The sequence below is a fragment of the Shewanella sp. AS16 genome, from assembly GCF_021412365.1.
Taxonomy (GTDB): Bacteria; Pseudomonadota; Gammaproteobacteria; order Enterobacterales; family Shewanellaceae; genus Shewanella; species Shewanella salipaludis.
In genome coordinates, this window is the sequence record NZ_JAKCLK010000001.1 from 42,885 (window position 1) to 58,416 (window position 15,532).

Here is a 15,532-nt window from a genome sequence, read left to right on the forward strand (position 1 = left end):
CGAGAGCCAGCACCCAGCATTCTGGCATCAAATTGTTGCATAAAGATTGCCGCATAGCATCCTTGCCAAAAACGATCTCATCCGCCTGTGACTCTGAAGCGCCAATGCCTGCGGCTCACACAGGCTTGCCTTGCCCGCACATCGGATAAAAAAATCCCCCGCCAGGGCGAGGGATTTCTCAGACTCACAGCGCCAGTGTTAACGCTTGTTGCGGTCTTCTTTCATCAGGTTAGCCAACGCCTGGTAGACACCGGCCACCACTTCATTGCTCAGCGGCTCATCTTCGGCATCACGCAGCACTATCTTGGTCTGCTCAGAGGCGTCGCCATCTTCGAGCAAGATGCGGTAATTGCCTTCCTTGAGCGGTAACTTGTCATCGCCCCACAGCGAGCTCCAGAAGCCGGAGTTATCGTTGAAGCTCAGGAAGTACAGCCCCTTGTTGCTGTCCATGTCGGCAATCTCGAAGCCCATTTCCGGCAGGACGATACGCAGTCTGTCCCACACTTGCTTGTAAGGCGCGGCAGCTAACCAATAGGCCTGACCCGCTTGCTCATCTTCGCCGGCTTGGGGCTCGACCAGAGATACCTCAATCCCCAGACTCTGCTGCAGACGGGCGGCCTTGATGGCTTTCTCGCGCTTGATGCTCATGTAAGACACGGCGCTGTTGAGCATATCCACGGTATAACGGCGCTTATCTTCGCCACTGAGCAGTATGTCCTGCTCGACACCGTTGTAATGTTCTTCATGCTCTATCAGGTTGATGGTCACATTACCGGTACGCCCATGGGGACGGACTTCGACATTGAACCGGTAGCGCTGACGCAACAGGTAGACCTTGTCGGCACTCCACATGTTGGACTCTATGACTTCCTGGCTCTCTATCCAGTCGGTTTCTATGCTGCCCTGCTCATAGTTTTCGCTGCGGCTGCCTATGCCCTGCTTGGTCATGAAGCCCTTGAGCGTAGAGAAGATTTCCTGCTTCAGATCCACCTTATTGTCTATGGACTCGACCACTATCTTGATGTTGTCGCTGCCCTCTTCCACATGGGTGCCTTCGGCCATGGGCAATACCTGCAGTGGCGGGCGTACGTCCAGACGTTTGCCGACCAACAGGGGATCGGCCTTGGGACCGATCGCCGGGATCTTGTATTCCTGGTTGTAGCTGGGCTTATGCAAACCGGCTGGGATCACCAACTCGGGGGACGTTGCCGTGTGGACATAGGCGTCGTTGTCGTTGACCTGCCTTCTGTCCAGTGGCGAGCTACAGGCGGCAACGGCGGCGATCAACATGAGTGGAGTGACTTGCTTTAACATTAATTATTTAACCTCTATCCGGGCGGTTGTCATTGCATCTAACAGAAGACCATGACATTGCTCAGAAAGTTCAGTCAAAGGTAAACGAATATGTCCATGGCTGATGAGGCCCATGCGGTGGGCGGCCCATTTCACCGGGATCGGATTGGCTTCACAGAAGAGCGCAGTGTACAGGCCTCTGAGCGGGGTATCCAGCGCCAACGCCAGCTCGGCATCGCCGGCCAGGGCCGCGTCACACATGGCTTTGAAAGCCTTGGGCACCAGGTTGTTGGCGACCGAAATCACCCCGTCACCACCGAGCAGCATGAACTCCCTGGCGCTGGCATCATCGCCGCTGTAGAGCTTGAAATCGGCACCGCATAATTCGCGCAGCCGCGCCACCCGGCTCAAGTCGCCAGTGGCTTCCTTGATACCTATGATGTTGTCGACACCCGCCAGTTCGGCCACGGTTTCGGGCAACATATCCACCGCGGTACGGCCAGGGACATTGTAAAGAATTTGCGGAATATCTGTGCTGGCGGCGACCGCTTTATAATGGGCAATCAATCCCTTGGGCGACGGCTTATTATAGTAAGGCGTGACCCCAAGCATGGCGTCCACGCCTATCTTGGTCAGGCCCTTGGTCAATTCTATGGCTTCGGCGGTGGCATTGCCGCCATTGCCGCCAATCACAGGGATACGGCCGGCAACGAATTTGAGTATCTGGGCGGCCACCTCGAGATGCTCGGACATAGGCAGGGTCGCCGACTCCCCTGTGGTACCCACGGCCACTATGGCATCAGTGCCCTGGTCTATATGGAATTCGACTAATCTTTCAAGACTTGCAAAATCTACTGCGCCATCACGCAACATTGGCGTGATAAGGGCTACGATGCTTCCGTTTATCATCTGGCTTCCCCAAGATTTCAGGATTCGCTATGGTACTTAGGCCAACCTCTAATGACAAGCATTAACGGGGCTCTCAAATCGATTTAGTTATGCTAGCATTAGCTCCCGCACCCAAACTCAGTTTTAGCGCCTGAGTTTTCGCTCCATGATCTCGAAAAGTGAGGAAAATACATGACCAACTATATGGTCGTAACGGCTATGGGCGTCGATCGTCCCGGCCTCGTCAGTAAACTTGCCCGACTCGCCAGTGATTGCGACTGCGACATAGTCGACAGCCGCATGGCATTATTTGGTAACGAATTTACCCTGATCATGATGTTATCTGGCTCTTGGGCGGCGATAACGAAAATTGAAAGCACACTCCCAGGTCTCAGCGTCGAGTTGGAGCTGATGACGGTGATGAAACGTACCTCCAAGCACACGCCACAGAACTATATCTCGCGCATCGAAGTCGACTTCAACGGTAAAGATCAGCGCGGCACCATGAAACGCATCACCCAGTTCCTCGCCGACAGATCTTTGGATCTTGCCGCCGTACGCTCCTACTCGGAAGAAGTGTCGGCCGACACTCAGATCCAGCATGTTTACCTGTCGATCAATATTCCCGAGAAAGTCGAGCTGGAAAAACTGGAGCAGAGCATACATCAGCTGGCCCAGGAGATGTCGCTCGACTGCAGCATCAAACGCATGCAAGGCATTGCTGCGCCCTAACCAAGTGCCACCGGAAGTAGCCAATGGCGATGGGGATACCGGTCGCCATCCCAATAGAAGGAAACCAGATGAAGACCTTAAAGGCGGGCGATAACGCCCCACTCTTTACCCTAGAAGATCAGCACCACCATGAGGTGTCGCTGCAGGATTGCCTGAGCCGAGGCCCGGTATTGGTGTACTTCTACCCCAAGGCCATGACCCCGGGTTGCACGGTGCAGGCCTGCGGCCTGCGTGACAGCAAACCCGACTTGGACAGCCTGCAGGTGACCGTGCTTGGCATCAGCCCGGATCCCGTCGCCCGACTGGCAAAATTTGCCGACAAGCACCAGCTCAACTTCCCCCTACTCAGCGATGAAGACCATGCCATCGCCGATGCCTTCGGCGTGTGGGGCGAGAAGAAGTTTATGGGCAAGATTTACGATGGCATCCACAGACTCAGCTTCCTCATAGGCACGGAAGGCAAGATTATTCATGTGTTTGATAAATTCAAGACCAAAGACCATCATCAGGTCGTCTTGGCCAAATTGGGCAAGTAAGTCCGGCAAAGCTGCGGCAAGCAATTCATTTACATGATAAAAAAGGCCCTTGGTGGGCCTTTTTGCTGTCAAACCTTTTCATCCGCTCAAGCTGTTTCATCCGTTCAAGCCACTCTTTCAGCTCAAGCCACTTTATCCAGTTGCTCAAGCTGTCAGCCCATATCCACCGAGTCCGGCATATAAGGCCAGAGGATAGCACCTGCTATGCTCCACATGGTCAGCCAGATGAACCTGTCCAGATAGCGCCAGGCGACGGGTTTGCTGAATAGTGGGCCGAGCAGACGAGCGCCGAAACTGAGACTGAAAAACCAGATGAAGGAAGCCAGCACGGCGCCGGCGGCGAACCAGGGGCGTTCCGGGGCATCGAATCCAGTACTTATGCTGCCGAGCAGCACCAAGGTATCCAGGTACAAGTGCGGATTGAGCAAGCTGATCCCCAGGGTGGTCAAGATGGCACCTCTGAGGCTGCCCGCTTCCCCGCCGGCGCCTGTATCCAACCCCTTGACGACGAAGGAAGCCCTGAGGGCATTGGCACCGTACCAAATGAGGAATGCCGCCCCACCCAGGCTCGCCATATGGGTTAGCAGAGGAAAGGCGATGATCAGCCGCCCCAGTCCCGCGACCCCGGCGATGATCATCAAGGCATCTATCATCGAACAGAGCAAAGCGATGGGCAAGGGATAGGCCTTCTTGATGCCTTGCTTCAACACGAAGGCGTTCTGTGCGCCGACCGCCATGATAAGACTCGCCCCTATTGCCACCCCTTGAACAAATACCGTTTGCATTTTCTACTCCAACCAAAATTAAGTTGGTTGCAGCATACCCAGGGCAATAAAATTAATATAACTAATATTTTCGATGATACATTAGTCAAACTTATAACAGTTCCATTCCTGAAACGAGCGAGTACAAGCATGCTGGATTATGCCAACCTGAAGGCCCTGGCCGTCGTGATCTCCGAAGGCGGTTTCGAGCGCGCCGCCAAGGTTTTATGTATCACCCAATCGGCCGTCTCCCAGCGCATTCGCCAGCTGGAGGAAAAAGTGGGCCAATCCTTGGTCATCCGCAGCAGTCCTGTGGTGGCGACGCCGACGGGGAAACGCTTGCTGCGGCATTATTCACAGGTGCAACTCCTGGAGAGTGAATTGCGGGCCGAAATGGATGCGGACGATCCCAAGCAGCCGACCAAGGTCAGCATAGCCGTCAATGCCGACAGCCTAGCGACCTGGTTCCTGCCCTCGCTGGCCGACCTGTTCAGCCGACAGAAATGGCTGCTGGAATTGATAGTCGATGACGAGTCCCATACCCATCACTTGCTGAAAAATGGGGAAGCCGTAGGCTGTGTCACTACCACCAGAAATGCCATGCCTGGCTGCAGCAGTGAACCTTTGGGGGTGATGCAATACCTCTGCGTCGCCACGCCTGAGTTTCGCGCCAGACATTTCGCCCAAGGCATGACCCAGGAGGCTCTCAGGCAGGCGCCGGCCGTGGTGTTTTCCACCAAAGACAAGCTGCATGAGCAGTTTCTGGGGCAGTATTTTGGGATGCAACCGGGACAATGGTGGCAACACAGCATCCCCTCCTCGGAGAGTTTTCTCGAGGCCATAGCCCAGAGCTTGGGCTATGGCCTGGTGGCCCATCTGCAGGCTCAGCCGCTGCTCGAACAGGGCCTGCTGGTCGATCTCAGCCCTGGGCATAAGATGCGGGTACCACTATTCTGGCAACATTGGAACATCAAGGCCAAGCAAACGACACTCGTGTACCGCGCCTTGGCTGCCACCACAGGACAAGTGCTGCAGCAAGAGTCGGACTCACCATGGCTGGGGTAAAAACAATCAAGCCGAACCTTGCAGGTTCGGCTTGATTGTCCATGAGTTCGCTGGCCAGGCCGTTAGCCGGCCTATGCTCTGTTCTGCGCTTGCTGCTCAGGTTGTTCTGACTGCTCCGGCAGCGCCTGCTCAGTGGCTTCCTCCTCTGGCATGCTGTCCTGGTGCTTGGGCCAGGCGTTGATCACGGCTTTCACCAGAGACGCCAGAGGGATGGCGAAGAACACCCCCAGTACTCCCCAGAGGCCACCGAAGATGAGCACCGCCGCTATGATGACCACAGGATGCAGGTCCACCGCATCCGAGAACAGGATAGGCACCAGCACATTGCCGTCCAGCGCCTGGATGATGCCATAGCCCAGCATCAGATAGCCGAATTGCGGGCTCACGCCCCACTGGAAAAAGGCCACCAGCGCAATGGGCAAGGTCACCAGGGTCGCCCCCACATAGGGGATCAACACGCTCAGCCCAGTCAATACCCCCAGCAGTGCCGAATACCTCAAGCCCATCAAGGCGAAGAAGACGTAACTCGCCACCCCTATGATGATGATCTCTATCACCTTGCCGCGGATATAGTTGAAAATTTGCTGATCCATCTCGAACCAGACCTGACGGGCCAAGCCCCTGTTGCTGGGGAAGAAACGCTTGCTGCCGCGGAGCAATTCGTCCTTGTCTTTGAGGAAGAAAAACACCAGCAGTGGCACCAGGATGGCGTAGACCATCCACACCAGCAGCGAAGCCGAGTAGCCAAGCAGCTGCTTGCCTATGTCGAACAGATGCTGGGTATCGAGCAGCTTCTTCAGCTCGGCCACCATGGTATCCAGCTGCTCCGAACTGATGAACTGGGGGTATTGATTGACCAGGCTCTGGGCCAGCTGCAGGCCTTTATCCAGCATCCCGGGTAAATCTGTGATCAGCCCCACTCCCTGGCGCCACAGGCTGGGGATCAGGCCGAAGAAAATCAGCAAACTGACGCCGATAAACAGCACAAGTACCAAGGAGGCTCCCATGGTACGGTTGAGGCCACATTTTTGCATCTGGGCCACAGGCCACTCCAGCAGGAAGGCCAGGATCAGCGCCACCAGCAGGGGCGCCAATAAGCCGCCGGCAAAATAAATCAACAATGCCAGCCCCAGCAGGATAAACATCAGGGTCACGGCCTGGGGATCACTAAAACGTTCTTTATACCAGCGAGCTAAAAATGTAAACATCCCAACTACCCATCCTATTGTTCGCCAAAAGTGCCTGTCGCGACAGGCTAGTGTTTCGTGCCGTTTTACTCTTTAGCCTTATGCCATCGAGGCCAACTCAGGCCGATTTGGTGATCCTCAATGTGAGCCTGTTGGCGTCATTGTACAGCTCCTGCAACCCATGGCCCTGATTTTTTAAGAACCGGGGAACATCCATGCGGGATCCCGGGTCTGATAACACGACCTGCAACTGTTCGCCCACAGCTAACTGCTTCAGTGCCAGTTTCACCTTTACCAGGGGCAAGGGACAACGATATGAGGTTAAATCAATAAAAACCATAATGAACTTGCTATGAACAAACCTAGGCTATTATCCTAAGTTGCCAGACAAACTACAAGCCAGACTCTCACTCGCTGACATACTGGTCGGGACATATAAAGGATCCGCTTGCATAACTTGACTCTCTCCAAATTAACCAAATCCTTGATGGCGGGCGCCGTCTCTCTGATGTTGTCGACTCTGGTTGCCCCGAGTTTTGCCGGTAACGATTTGCCCGATCTCGGCACCGCCGCCGTCAATACCTTCAGTTTAGAGAAAGAAACCCAATATGGTGATGCCTATATGCGGGTGATCCGCTCATCGGCGCCCATGCTGAACGATCCTGTGTTGAGCCAGTACCTGACAGAGCTGGGCAATAAACTGGTGGCCCATGCCACAGGCGTCAAGAGCCCCTTCTCTTTCTTTCTACTCAGGAACGATGAGATCAACGCCTTCGCCTTCTTCGGTGGCCATGTCGGGGTGCACACAGGGCTGTTTCTCAACGCCGACAACGAGAGCGAACTCGCCTCCGTGCTGGGCCACGAGATCACCCACGTCACCCAGCGCCATATGGCCCGCAGCCTTGAAGCACAACAGAAGAGCAGCCCGGCCACCATAGCCGGCATGTTGGGCGCCATACTCCTGACCATAGCCGTGCCTCAGGTCGGCATGGCGGCATTGGCGACCACCCAGGCGCTGTCGGCCCAGACCAAGATCAATTATACCCGCCAGCATGAGCAGGAGGCCGACCGCATCGGCATGCAAATCCTGGTGGAGGCCGGCTTCGATCCCGACGCCGCGGCAGACTTTTTCGCCAAGCTCGCCAGCCGCTATCGCTTCACCAGCAAACCACCACAGATGCTGCTGACTCACCCACTGCCCGAGTCGCGCATCACGGAAGCCAGAAACAGAGCGGCGCAATATCCCCACAGACGTATTGCCGACAGCCTGGATTTTCAGCTGGCCAAGGCCAGGGTCCAGGTACGTTTCTCCAGTTACAGTGACAACGCCGCCCTGGATATCTTCGACAAGCAGCTCAAGCAGCATAACTACAGCTTCCAGAGCGCCGCCCTCTATGGCAAGGCGCTGGCATTGATGCGACTGAAGCAATTTCCTGCGGCCGAAGCCATAGTGGATAAGCTGCTGCAAGGGGACGATGACAACCTCTTCTATCTGGATACCAAGACAGATTTGCTGCTGGAACGCCAGGCGAGCACCGAGGCCATTGCCCTGCTGGAACACCAGCGCCGGCTCAAACCCAGCTCTCAGGTGCTCAACGCCAACCTGGCCAATGTGTATATAGAAGCGGATCAGGCGCCCAAGGCCATACCCCTGCTGGAGGAGATGATCTTTCTCGACAAGCAGAATCCGCTTCCCTACCAGCTGCTCACCGCCGCCTATAACAAGATGGGCGATAAGGCGATGGAACACTTCGTCAACGCCGAATCCCTGGCCTTGAATGCCAACTACCCTGGAGCCATAGATCAGCTCAACTACGCCTACCGCTTCTCCGAGGACAAGCCGCTGCAGCTGGCGAGGATCGAAGCCAGGATCCGGCAATTCAGGCAGGCCCAGAAGCTGTTCGACGAGCTTAAAAAATAATCTCATCCCGCCGCGCCGGCTGACGGGGCGGGACTTTTTCGGTATCATGCCGCCATAACCCTTAACCCATCCAAGAGATCGAGGTTCACCCCTATATGACCCATGCGACCATCTACCACAATCCCCGTTGCTCCAAGAGCCGCCAGACCCTGGCACTGCTGGAACAACAGGGCTGCCAGTTAAGCGTCATCGAATACCTCAAGACGCCGCCGACCGCCACAGAGCTGACCGAGATCCTGGCGGCATTGCAGCTGAGTCCCAGAGAATTGATGCGCACCAAGGAAGACGAATACCGGGCGCTGGCACTGGACAATCCGGCGCTGTCGGATGCCGAACTCATCGCCGCCATGCAGGCCAATCCCAAGCTCATAGAGCGGCCTATCGTCCTGGTGAATGGCAAGGCGGCACTGGGCCGTCCGCCGGAAAACGTGCTCACACTTCTCTGAATCTGGTAATACAATGAAATCAAGCAGTTTATTCCAGCTCAGCCGTATCGGCTATATCGCTCTGGTGTTGCTCCTGTCGGCCTGGTTCATAGGCCAGGGAGTGCGCGGTGAGTACTCGGTGCTGTTCAGTATCTTATGGATTATTCCTCTATTATTTCCCCTCGCTGGGATCATCAGGGGTAACCCGTACACTTATGCCTGGGCGAGTTTCATTCTCTGCCTCTACATGCTCCATGGCCTGACCTTGCTCTACCTCGCAGAGACGGATTTGGCCTTTGCCCTGATAGAGGTCGGCCTGATAGCCGCGCTGCTCGTCGCCTTCCCTTTCTATGCCAGAATCCGTGGCCGTGAGCTGGGTCTGGGGCTGAAAAAGCTCAAGGAAAAGACCAAGGAGTAACTGGCCCCCCCGGCATTCGCCAAGGCGGCCAGCCTCAGTACCCAGCGCCCACGGGCGCTTTTTCATTTCTGCCATTTGCTTCCGCTCGGGCATTTCTCATTTCAGATCAGCATGCTATATTGGCTTATCGGCTAATTAGTTACAAAAATCCAACAATGGCGTCACCTCACCACCGGAGCCCTAGCATGCGACATACCCGACAGCTGCCACTGGCCGCAGCCCTGCCCCTCGCATTCGTCATGACACTGCCACTGGCGGGTTGCGGAGGCTCGAGCAGCGCGGCCAACACCCCAACGCCCACGCCGCCGGCCCAGTCGACGCTGACCCAACTGCAACGCTGTGACAGCCTCGCCTCGCTGCAAACCGTGACCACGGGCTCTGAGCTCTCCTTCCAGCTGGAGGGTCATTACCTTGCCGGTCAGGCCGGAGCCATAATGGCCAGCATTGGCGGCAGAGACAGCCAGGGGCTGAATTATCTGTGGCAGCAAACGGCGGGGCCGGCGCTGAGCCTGATCGACAGTCATGGTCCCCTCCTGGCGCTAGCCCCCGAGCTCGACGGCGCCTATGGTTTCCGCCTGACCGTCACAGGCGCCGGGGTGGACGTGAGCGAAGAGATAGAGATCCAGGTCGATGCCGCCGGCACGTCACTGAATGTGCGCCAGGATCAGCAGGTCGTCGAAGGCAATGATGTCAGCCTGCGGCTGGGACGGGTCGACAATGCCGTCGCCGCCGATATCGACTGGTGTGTCGCCGCCGGACCGGATCTCTCGGTCGATCTCAGCAACAAGGAAAGGCCGCTGTTCAAGGCACCGCAAGTCGACCGGGACACCCTGAGTCAGTTGAGTGTCAGCGCCACAGTGGCGGGCAATGTCCTGACCGAAAATGCCTATCTGCTGATCACCCAGGCACCCGCCATCGACTCCAGCTATTTCGACACCCCGGTCGCCCGCACCCATGCCTACAGGGCAGATTCTGCCTATGCGGCCACGCTCGCCCCCTGTGTCTATTCCAACCAGCTCAACGACACCTGCCCCCTGGCGCAACTGCCGCTCATAGGCCAGCAGGCCGAGGCGACGGATAGAGAAGCGATACTGGACCGGCTGCTGGTATCCCACGACTGGATGGGGGAAAACTTCGAGGCCTTCCTGACCCAAATGGATCCGGACAGTGATTTTGCCAAATTGCTGCAAGCCGTCACCGCCGTGGTGATCTCCAGCGACATAAGGCCTTCTTTCTACTGGGTGGCTACCGGAGCCATCTACCTGGATCCCGAGGATCTTTGGCTGACGGCCGCTCAGCGCGACAGCATCAACGAGGCTCCTGACTACCGCGCCGGCTTCGGCAACGAGCTCGCCTTCCTGATGCCATGGCGTTATGTCAAAGATAACGCCTATGTCTCACGTTTCTACGACCGCAGCCAGAGAGCCGCCCGTACCCTGACGGCGCTCCAGCCGGATCTGGCCTCCCTGCTCTACCATGAACTGGGCCATGCCAACGATTTCTTCCCCCGCAGCATCCACGCCAGCCTGAGCGGACCTACCCTGTTGGATGACTATCGGCGCCGCGACGCCACCAAGGCACTGCTCTCGGATAGCGTCAGCAACCTGTATCCCCTCAACAGCACCGAAATGCTGGCGCTGGCCGAGGTCAACTTCCTCGGCGCCGACGCCAACGCCACCCAGAAGGCCTATACTCCCAGCGATATCAGCCAATTTTTCCGGAATGACAGGGCCAATGACTTCTATGCTTACAGCAGCAGCCGCGAAGATACCGCCATGTTGTTTGAAGAAGCCATGATGAGTCACAGGTACGGCATACAGAGGGATGTGGCTGTGACGGATAAGCCTGCCCAGATCACGGCATCCAGCATCAAGGTCGACTGGGGTCAGCGGGGGCGGATCGGCGCGCCTGAGCTTGCCGACCGTGCCGCACTTGTCATAGATGGGATCCTGCCCGAACTCAATGGCGCCGCCATCCTAGCCGCTCTGCCCGAGCCGCTTGCCATGACGCAGGGGCGCTCCTGGAGCGATAACCTGGGCATCTCGCCCATGGCAAGCCAGCCCAAGTCCCAGGGAGTCGCATCCAGGCTCTCCCCGGATGCCACCCCAGAACTCAGGTTAAGCGGCGACAGGCATAAGCCGCTCAACAACTGAAGTCGGCTCCTGAGTCTCATTCATGAGCCCGGCATTCGGGCTGGTAGGCAATGAGCACCGGGCAAACTCGAGGAAAGTACGAGCAAAGCACAATAAAAAGCGCGGCCAATGGCCGCGCTTTTTGTGTTTAACCTGCCAACCTCAGCACTAGAGGGATAGAGGGCTAGAGGCGCAACATTTCCTTGGCGAAGGGTATGGTCAGCTTACGCTGATGCACCATGGAGGCCTTATCCAGCTTATCCAGCACATCGAACAGGGTCCGCAGATCCCTGGCCATGCGATTGAGCAGGAAACGTCCGACATCCTCGGGCAACTGCAAGCCACGCATCGCCGCCCTGCGCTGCAAGGCGGCCAATTTCTCTTCGTCCGCCATCGGCTGCAGCTGGTAATTGAGCCCCCATTGCATGCGTGAGATCAGATCCGGCAAGCAAAAACCCGCATCCAGGGGGGAAGAATTGGCACTGACCACCAAGGCACAACGCTTATGCTCGGCAACGCGATTGTAGAGGTCGAACAGGGCCTCTTCCCACACAGGATGCCCGGCTATCGCATGTATGTCGTCGATACACACGAGATCCAGGTTTTCCAGGCCTTCCAACAAGGCGGTCGAGATGCTCGCATGTATCCCCAGAGGAATATAAAAGCTGCGCCGCTCGCGCTCATTGGCTTGGGCACAGGCGGCGTGCAGCAGATGGGTACGCCCGGATTTTTCCGGCCCCCAGAGATAAATGGCCGCATCGCTTTGCCCTTGGGCACTGGCCTGCAGTTTCTGGATCAACTCGTCATTCCCCATGGCCGGGTAGTAACTGTTGAAGGTCTCATCATCGGGCAAGTGCACCGGCAGGGAAAGTTGCAGAGGTGAGTTTTGTGTCACTCAGGTACGTCTCGATATCAAAATAAAAAATTGCGGCGGCCAGTGTAACACAGGCCCCCTGGAATGTTAAAAGCTCACTGGAGGCGCCAGTGGTACAGGAGCTGGGGCGCACCCGATGAAGCCTGGGCGGCGTCGGCAGAGAACTGCGCCGACGGGTTATGCTCGGCGGTATCTTGGGCCGCATCTTGGGTCACAGAGATCTTCGGCTCCAGGCTCAGCAGCCGCTGCAAATCGGCTTCGGAGCCGAACAGCTCCAGCTTGAAGGTCACAGTGTCGCCCTGGACTCGGCTCAGCCTGGTGGTATTCACCACGCTCAATTGCTGCAGGTACTTTTCAATTTCAACCAGTTGCTTCATCTGGTTGATGCCGGTGAAGGTGACGCTGCTCTGCTGCTTCTCCCCCGAATCTGCTATGGCATATTGGGCCACGAAATAGCGGCTCAGCGCCGACATCATCTCGTTGATCGCCGTCGCCGAATCCGCGGTTTCCCCCTGGTGGTAGAAGGCGGGCTGAGTGCCTGCGCCGGCACTGTCTTTGGGAAACAAACTGAGTTGATACTTGATGCTGCCCGCGGCAGGTTCCAATGCCGCGATGGCGAAGAAATCTGCCTGGTAACGCGCCGAAGCCGAGGCGACGACCTCGGTAAACATGCCGCGCACATCCGCCACGCCGACCCGCATCACATCGTCCAGATCCATCAAAGGGAATAACAGCGGCACCCCCCGTTCGGCGGAAAACTGCGAGAACTGCTGCCGCTCGGCGAGCGCAGAGGCATCCCCCAGCACCAAACGCTCTTCCTGGTTTTGCATCGCCAGCCAGACCAAGGTCAAGGGGCGCTGGCTGCCCCACACGGGCAGATTCGCCTGACGCAGCAGAGCTATGATGCGGCTTTGATCGTAACTGGCCTGCAGCCAGAGCTTGGCGTCACGCTCGACATAGCCGTATTGGCTCAATAGGGCTTCCGGGCGCTTGAGCTGCTCCCGGATCAACTCGTTATCGAGTACGGCTTCATCGCCGGCGTTTTTCAGTATCACCTGTTGCAATGCCGTTTTAAGCCCCTGATGCCGTTCGCCCGCATCTCGGGAAGCGACGGCCACCTCGGCATCGGCCAATTGTGACACTTCGATCGCCATGGCATTGCCAATCGACAGCAAGGAATACACACACAGAAATAAGGTGGCTTTTGATAAGATTTTCAGCATCTTTGGGAAAGGGAAAATGAACACATTGACGCCAAGTGTATCATAGTTGGCGGGGTTAGCGAGCCTGAGAGGTGTTTCTGTCAGCCTGGGTTAAGGCCGCACCCGCAGGTAATCCCGGCGGACTATTCCGGATAACCTCCGCCAACGAGTGAGATCATTCGTCCTTGGCGGCACAAGCTGCTAACATAGGCCGGTTTATATTGGCATGAGCATAACATAATGAAAAATTTGGCTTTACCCCTACAAGGCGCACAGATGTTGTTCGTCGCCTTCGGCGCCTTGGTCCTGATGCCCCTGTTGACCGGGCTGGACACCAGCGTGGCCCTGTTTACCGCCGGCATAGGCACCCTGCTGTTCCAGCTGGTGACCAAACGCCAGGTCCCCATCTTCCTCGCCTCCTCCTTCGCCTTCATCGCCCCTATCCTCTATGGGGTCCAGACCTGGGGCATACCCGCGACCATGGGTGGCCTGATGGCCGCGGGCGCAGTATACCTGGGGCTGGCGACGCTGGTTAAATTGCGCGGTAGTCACTTCATCCACAACTTGTTGCCGCCCGTGGTCGTGGGCCCGGTGATCATCATCATAGGCCTGGGACTGGCACCGGTTGCGGTCAACATGGCCCTGGGCAAGAGCGGCGATGGCGGCTTGGTGCTGGTACAAGCCAATACCGCGCTGGTGATTTCGCTGGCATCTTTGATGACCACCATAGCCGTGGCTATCTTCGCCAAGGGCCTGTTGAAGCTGATGCCTATCCTGAGTGGGATCTTGGTCGGCTACGGTCTGAGTCTGGGCTATGGCATAGTGGACTTCGCCCCTGTGCTTGACGCCAATTGGCTTGCCATGCCGCACTTCGTCGCCCCGGAGTTTAACTGGCATGCCATCGCCTTCATGATCCCCGTGGCCATCGCCCCCGCCGTCGAACATATAGGCGACATACTGGCGATCTCCAATGTCACCGGCAAAGATTTCATGAAGAAGCCCGGCTTGCACCGCACCCTGGCCGGTGACGGCATAGCCACCATAGCCGCCTCGGCCTTCGGGGGGCCGCCAAATACCACCTACTCCGAAGTCACCGGCGCCGTCACCCTGACGCGCAACTTCGATCCCCGCATCATGACCTGGACCGCCATCACGGCCATCACCCTGGCCTTCGTCGGCAAGTTGGGAGCCCTGATGCAAACCATCCCCGTGCCTGTGATGGGCGGCATCATGTGTCTGTTGTTCGGCTCCATCGCCGCCGTCGGCCTCAATACCCTGATCCGCAATCAGGTCGACCTGAACGAGCCGCGCAACCTCAGCATAGTGGGCGTTACCCTGGTGTTCGGCATAGGCGGCATGGCATTCGGCATAGGCTCATTCAGCCTGACCGGCATCAGCCTCTGCGGCATAGTCGCCATTTTGATGAACCTCTTGTTGCCTAAGCCCAAGAAGCTGGCGGCAGCGGCCCAGGCTTAGATGCCTGCTCCGCCTCTGGCATGAGTTCGCAGATATAAAAAAGCCCCGGCTCAATGAGCCGGGGCTTTTTCCATCCCGAATGCGGGCTTTACTCGGCCGTCTTATACTTGTCGGCCGTCTCTTTGATCAGAGGTTGCAACTCGCCCTTCTGGAACATTTCCATCACTATGTCACAGCCGCCGATCAGTTCACCTTCGATCCACAACTGTGGGAAGGTTGGCCAGTTGGCGAATTTAGGCAGTTCGGCGCGTATGTCCGGATGCTGCAGAATATCGACGAAGGCAAACTGTTCGCCGCAATTGATCATCACCTGGGCTACCTGAGATGAAAAACCACAGCTCGGCAGTTTTGGTGAACCTTTCATGTACACCAGGATAGGGTTTTCGGCAATTTGCTGTTTAATCTTCTCTACTGTTTCCATCTGCTTTTCCTAATACGACGACATTGACTTTATGGACTATATTGTACGACAGCTGACCTGAGAACAAAATCCCACAGTTTGTAAGGTTATGCCTGCATTTGATTTTTAACCGCCGACTATCTGGACAATTAGCCAAACAATGATTCACTTAAGGGATTTTATCGGTACAATAGCTGGCAGTGAGCAAGTCAAAAAAAC

16 protein-coding genes are annotated in these 15,532 nt (G+C 56.7%); 8 read left to right on the forward strand and 8 right to left on the reverse strand.

The genetic code is table 11. From position 1 onward, the window contains the following. Positions 1-198: 198 nt before the first annotated feature. Positions 199-1,314, reverse strand: coding sequence for an outer membrane protein assembly factor BamC (gene bamC / locus LZP73_RS00205; RefSeq protein ID WP_234232524.1), 1,116 nt, complete (start codon positions 1,312-1,314; stop codon positions 199-201). 3 nt (positions 1,315-1,317) lie between these two features. Next, complete coding sequence (dapA, locus tag LZP73_RS00210) at positions 1,318-2,202, reverse strand: 4-hydroxy-tetrahydrodipicolinate synthase (protein ID WP_234232525.1); 885 nt, start codon at positions 2,200-2,202, stop codon at positions 1,318-1,320. A gap of 171 nt (positions 2,203-2,373) precedes the next feature. Here dapA and LZP73_RS00215 point away from each other — a divergent pair, with 171 nt between their 5' ends. Together LZP73_RS00215 and bcp are read left to right on the forward strand one after the other, a co-directional pair. Beyond that, the gene (locus LZP73_RS00215) at positions 2,374-2,913 is read left to right on the forward strand and encodes a glycine cleavage system protein R (protein WP_234232526.1); all 540 of its coding nucleotides are present in this window, start codon (positions 2,374-2,376) and stop codon (positions 2,911-2,913) included. A gap of 68 nt (positions 2,914-2,981) precedes the next feature. Next, positions 2,982-3,449: a thioredoxin-dependent thiol peroxidase gene (gene bcp, locus LZP73_RS00220; protein ID WP_234232527.1), complete on the forward strand. Its 468-nt coding sequence runs from the start codon at positions 2,982-2,984 to the stop codon at positions 3,447-3,449. Positions 3,450-3,601: 152 nt separating this feature from the next. Here the strand turns inward: bcp and LZP73_RS00225 are convergent, their stop codons facing one another. Continuing rightward, a complete protein-coding gene (locus LZP73_RS00225; RefSeq protein ID WP_234232528.1) occupies positions 3,602-4,234 on the reverse strand; it encodes a LysE/ArgO family amino acid transporter in 633 nt (210 codons plus the stop codon). 129 nt (positions 4,235-4,363) lie between these two features. On the opposite strand from LZP73_RS00225, the gene LZP73_RS00230 reads away from it, so the two are divergent. Next, positions 4,364-5,278, forward strand: a complete 915-nt coding sequence (locus tag LZP73_RS00230) for a LysR family transcriptional regulator ArgP (protein WP_234232529.1) — start codon at positions 4,364-4,366, stop codon at positions 5,276-5,278. A 71-nt stretch (positions 5,279-5,349) separates the two neighbouring features. On the opposite strand, the gene LZP73_RS00235 is transcribed toward LZP73_RS00230, so the two are convergent. Both LZP73_RS00235 and LZP73_RS00240 read right to left on the reverse strand, forming a co-directional pair. Continuing rightward, a complete protein-coding gene (locus tag LZP73_RS00235) occupies positions 5,350-6,486 on the reverse strand; it encodes an AI-2E family transporter (protein ID WP_234232530.1) in 1,137 nt (378 codons plus the stop codon). Between the two features lie 97 nt (positions 6,487-6,583). After that, positions 6,584-6,805: a sulfurtransferase TusA family protein gene (locus LZP73_RS00240; protein WP_234232531.1), complete on the reverse strand. Its 222-nt coding sequence runs from the start codon at positions 6,803-6,805 to the stop codon at positions 6,584-6,586. 147 nt (positions 6,806-6,952) lie between these two features. Here LZP73_RS00240 and LZP73_RS00245 point away from each other — a divergent pair, with 147 nt between their 5' ends. The 4 genes from LZP73_RS00245 to LZP73_RS00260 all read left to right on the forward strand — a co-directional run bounded on the left by LZP73_RS00245 (position 6,953) and on the right by LZP73_RS00260 (position 11,382). Further along, positions 6,953-8,386 carry a beta-barrel assembly-enhancing protease gene (locus LZP73_RS00245; protein WP_234233299.1) on the forward strand — a complete coding sequence of 478 codons (1,434 nt, stop codon included), beginning with the start codon at positions 6,953-6,955 and terminating at the stop codon, positions 8,384-8,386. Positions 8,387-8,481: 95 nt separating this feature from the next. Then, positions 8,482-8,832: an arsenate reductase (glutaredoxin) gene (gene arsC / locus LZP73_RS00250; RefSeq protein WP_169565841.1), complete on the forward strand. Its 351-nt coding sequence runs from the start codon at positions 8,482-8,484 to the stop codon at positions 8,830-8,832. Between the two features lie 13 nt (positions 8,833-8,845). Continuing rightward, positions 8,846-9,229, forward strand: a complete 384-nt coding sequence (locus LZP73_RS00255; RefSeq protein ID WP_234232532.1) for a DUF2069 domain-containing protein — start codon at positions 8,846-8,848, stop codon at positions 9,227-9,229. 185 nt (positions 9,230-9,414) lie between these two features. After that, positions 9,415-11,382, forward strand: coding sequence for a hypothetical protein (locus LZP73_RS00260; protein ID WP_234232533.1), 1,968 nt, complete (start codon positions 9,415-9,417; stop codon positions 11,380-11,382). A 163-nt stretch (positions 11,383-11,545) separates the two neighbouring features. Here LZP73_RS00260 and hda read toward each other — a convergent pair whose 3' ends face one another. Continuing rightward, positions 11,546-12,256 (reverse strand): DnaA inactivator Hda, encoded by a 711-nt coding sequence (gene hda, locus LZP73_RS00265; RefSeq protein WP_234232534.1) that lies wholly within the window; start codon positions 12,254-12,256, stop codon positions 11,546-11,548. A gap of 74 nt (positions 12,257-12,330) precedes the next feature. Next, complete coding sequence (locus LZP73_RS00270; protein ID WP_234232535.1) at positions 12,331-13,482, reverse strand: DUF2066 domain-containing protein; 1,152 nt, start codon at positions 13,480-13,482, stop codon at positions 12,331-12,333. A gap of 195 nt (positions 13,483-13,677) precedes the next feature. On the opposite strand from LZP73_RS00270, the gene LZP73_RS00275 reads away from it, so the two are divergent. Continuing rightward, complete coding sequence (locus LZP73_RS00275) at positions 13,678-14,913, forward strand: uracil-xanthine permease family protein (protein ID WP_234232536.1); 1,236 nt, start codon at positions 13,678-13,680, stop codon at positions 14,911-14,913. Positions 14,914-15,001: 88 nt separating this feature from the next. Here the strand turns inward: LZP73_RS00275 and LZP73_RS00280 are convergent, their stop codons facing one another. After that, complete coding sequence (locus LZP73_RS00280) at positions 15,002-15,334, reverse strand: Grx4 family monothiol glutaredoxin (protein WP_234232537.1); 333 nt, start codon at positions 15,332-15,334, stop codon at positions 15,002-15,004. Between the last annotated feature and the right edge of the window lie 198 nt (positions 15,335-15,532).

Excerpts from the sequence above, each read along its gene's own strand:
- LZP73_RS00245 (WP_234233299.1), top strand. The coding sequence starts at position 6,953 with ATGGCGGGCGCCGTCTCTCTGATGTTGTCGACTCTGGTTGCCCCGAGT.
- bamC (WP_234232524.1), bottom strand. The coding sequence starts at position 1,314 with ATGTTAAAGCAAGTCACTCCACTCATGTTGATCGCCGCCGTTGCCGCC.
- arsC (WP_169565841.1), top strand. The coding sequence starts at position 8,482 with ATGACCCATGCGACCATCTACCACAATCCCCGTTGCTCCAAGAGCCGC.
- LZP73_RS00255 (WP_234232532.1), top strand. The coding sequence starts at position 8,846 with ATGAAATCAAGCAGTTTATTCCAGCTCAGCCGTATCGGCTATATCGCT.
- LZP73_RS00235 (WP_234232530.1), bottom strand. The coding sequence starts at position 6,486 with ATGTTTACATTTTTAGCTCGCTGGTATAAAGAACGTTTTAGTGATCCC.
- LZP73_RS00260 (WP_234232533.1), top strand. The coding sequence starts at position 9,415 with ATGCGACATACCCGACAGCTGCCACTGGCCGCAGCCCTGCCCCTCGCA.
- bcp (WP_234232527.1), top strand. The coding sequence starts at position 2,982 with ATGAAGACCTTAAAGGCGGGCGATAACGCCCCACTCTTTACCCTAGAA.
- LZP73_RS00275 (WP_234232536.1), top strand. The coding sequence starts at position 13,678 with ATGAAAAATTTGGCTTTACCCCTACAAGGCGCACAGATGTTGTTCGTC.
- LZP73_RS00215 (WP_234232526.1), top strand. The coding sequence starts at position 2,374 with ATGACCAACTATATGGTCGTAACGGCTATGGGCGTCGATCGTCCCGGC.
- dapA (WP_234232525.1), bottom strand. The coding sequence starts at position 2,202 with ATGATAAACGGAAGCATCGTAGCCCTTATCACGCCAATGTTGCGTGAT.
- LZP73_RS00280 (WP_234232537.1), bottom strand. The coding sequence starts at position 15,334 with ATGGAAACAGTAGAGAAGATTAAACAGCAAATTGCCGAAAACCCTATC.
- LZP73_RS00225 (WP_234232528.1), bottom strand. The coding sequence starts at position 4,234 with ATGCAAACGGTATTTGTTCAAGGGGTGGCAATAGGGGCGAGTCTTATC.
- LZP73_RS00230 (WP_234232529.1), top strand. The coding sequence starts at position 4,364 with ATGCTGGATTATGCCAACCTGAAGGCCCTGGCCGTCGTGATCTCCGAA.
- LZP73_RS00240 (WP_234232531.1), bottom strand. The coding sequence starts at position 6,805 with ATGGTTTTTATTGATTTAACCTCATATCGTTGTCCCTTGCCCCTGGTA.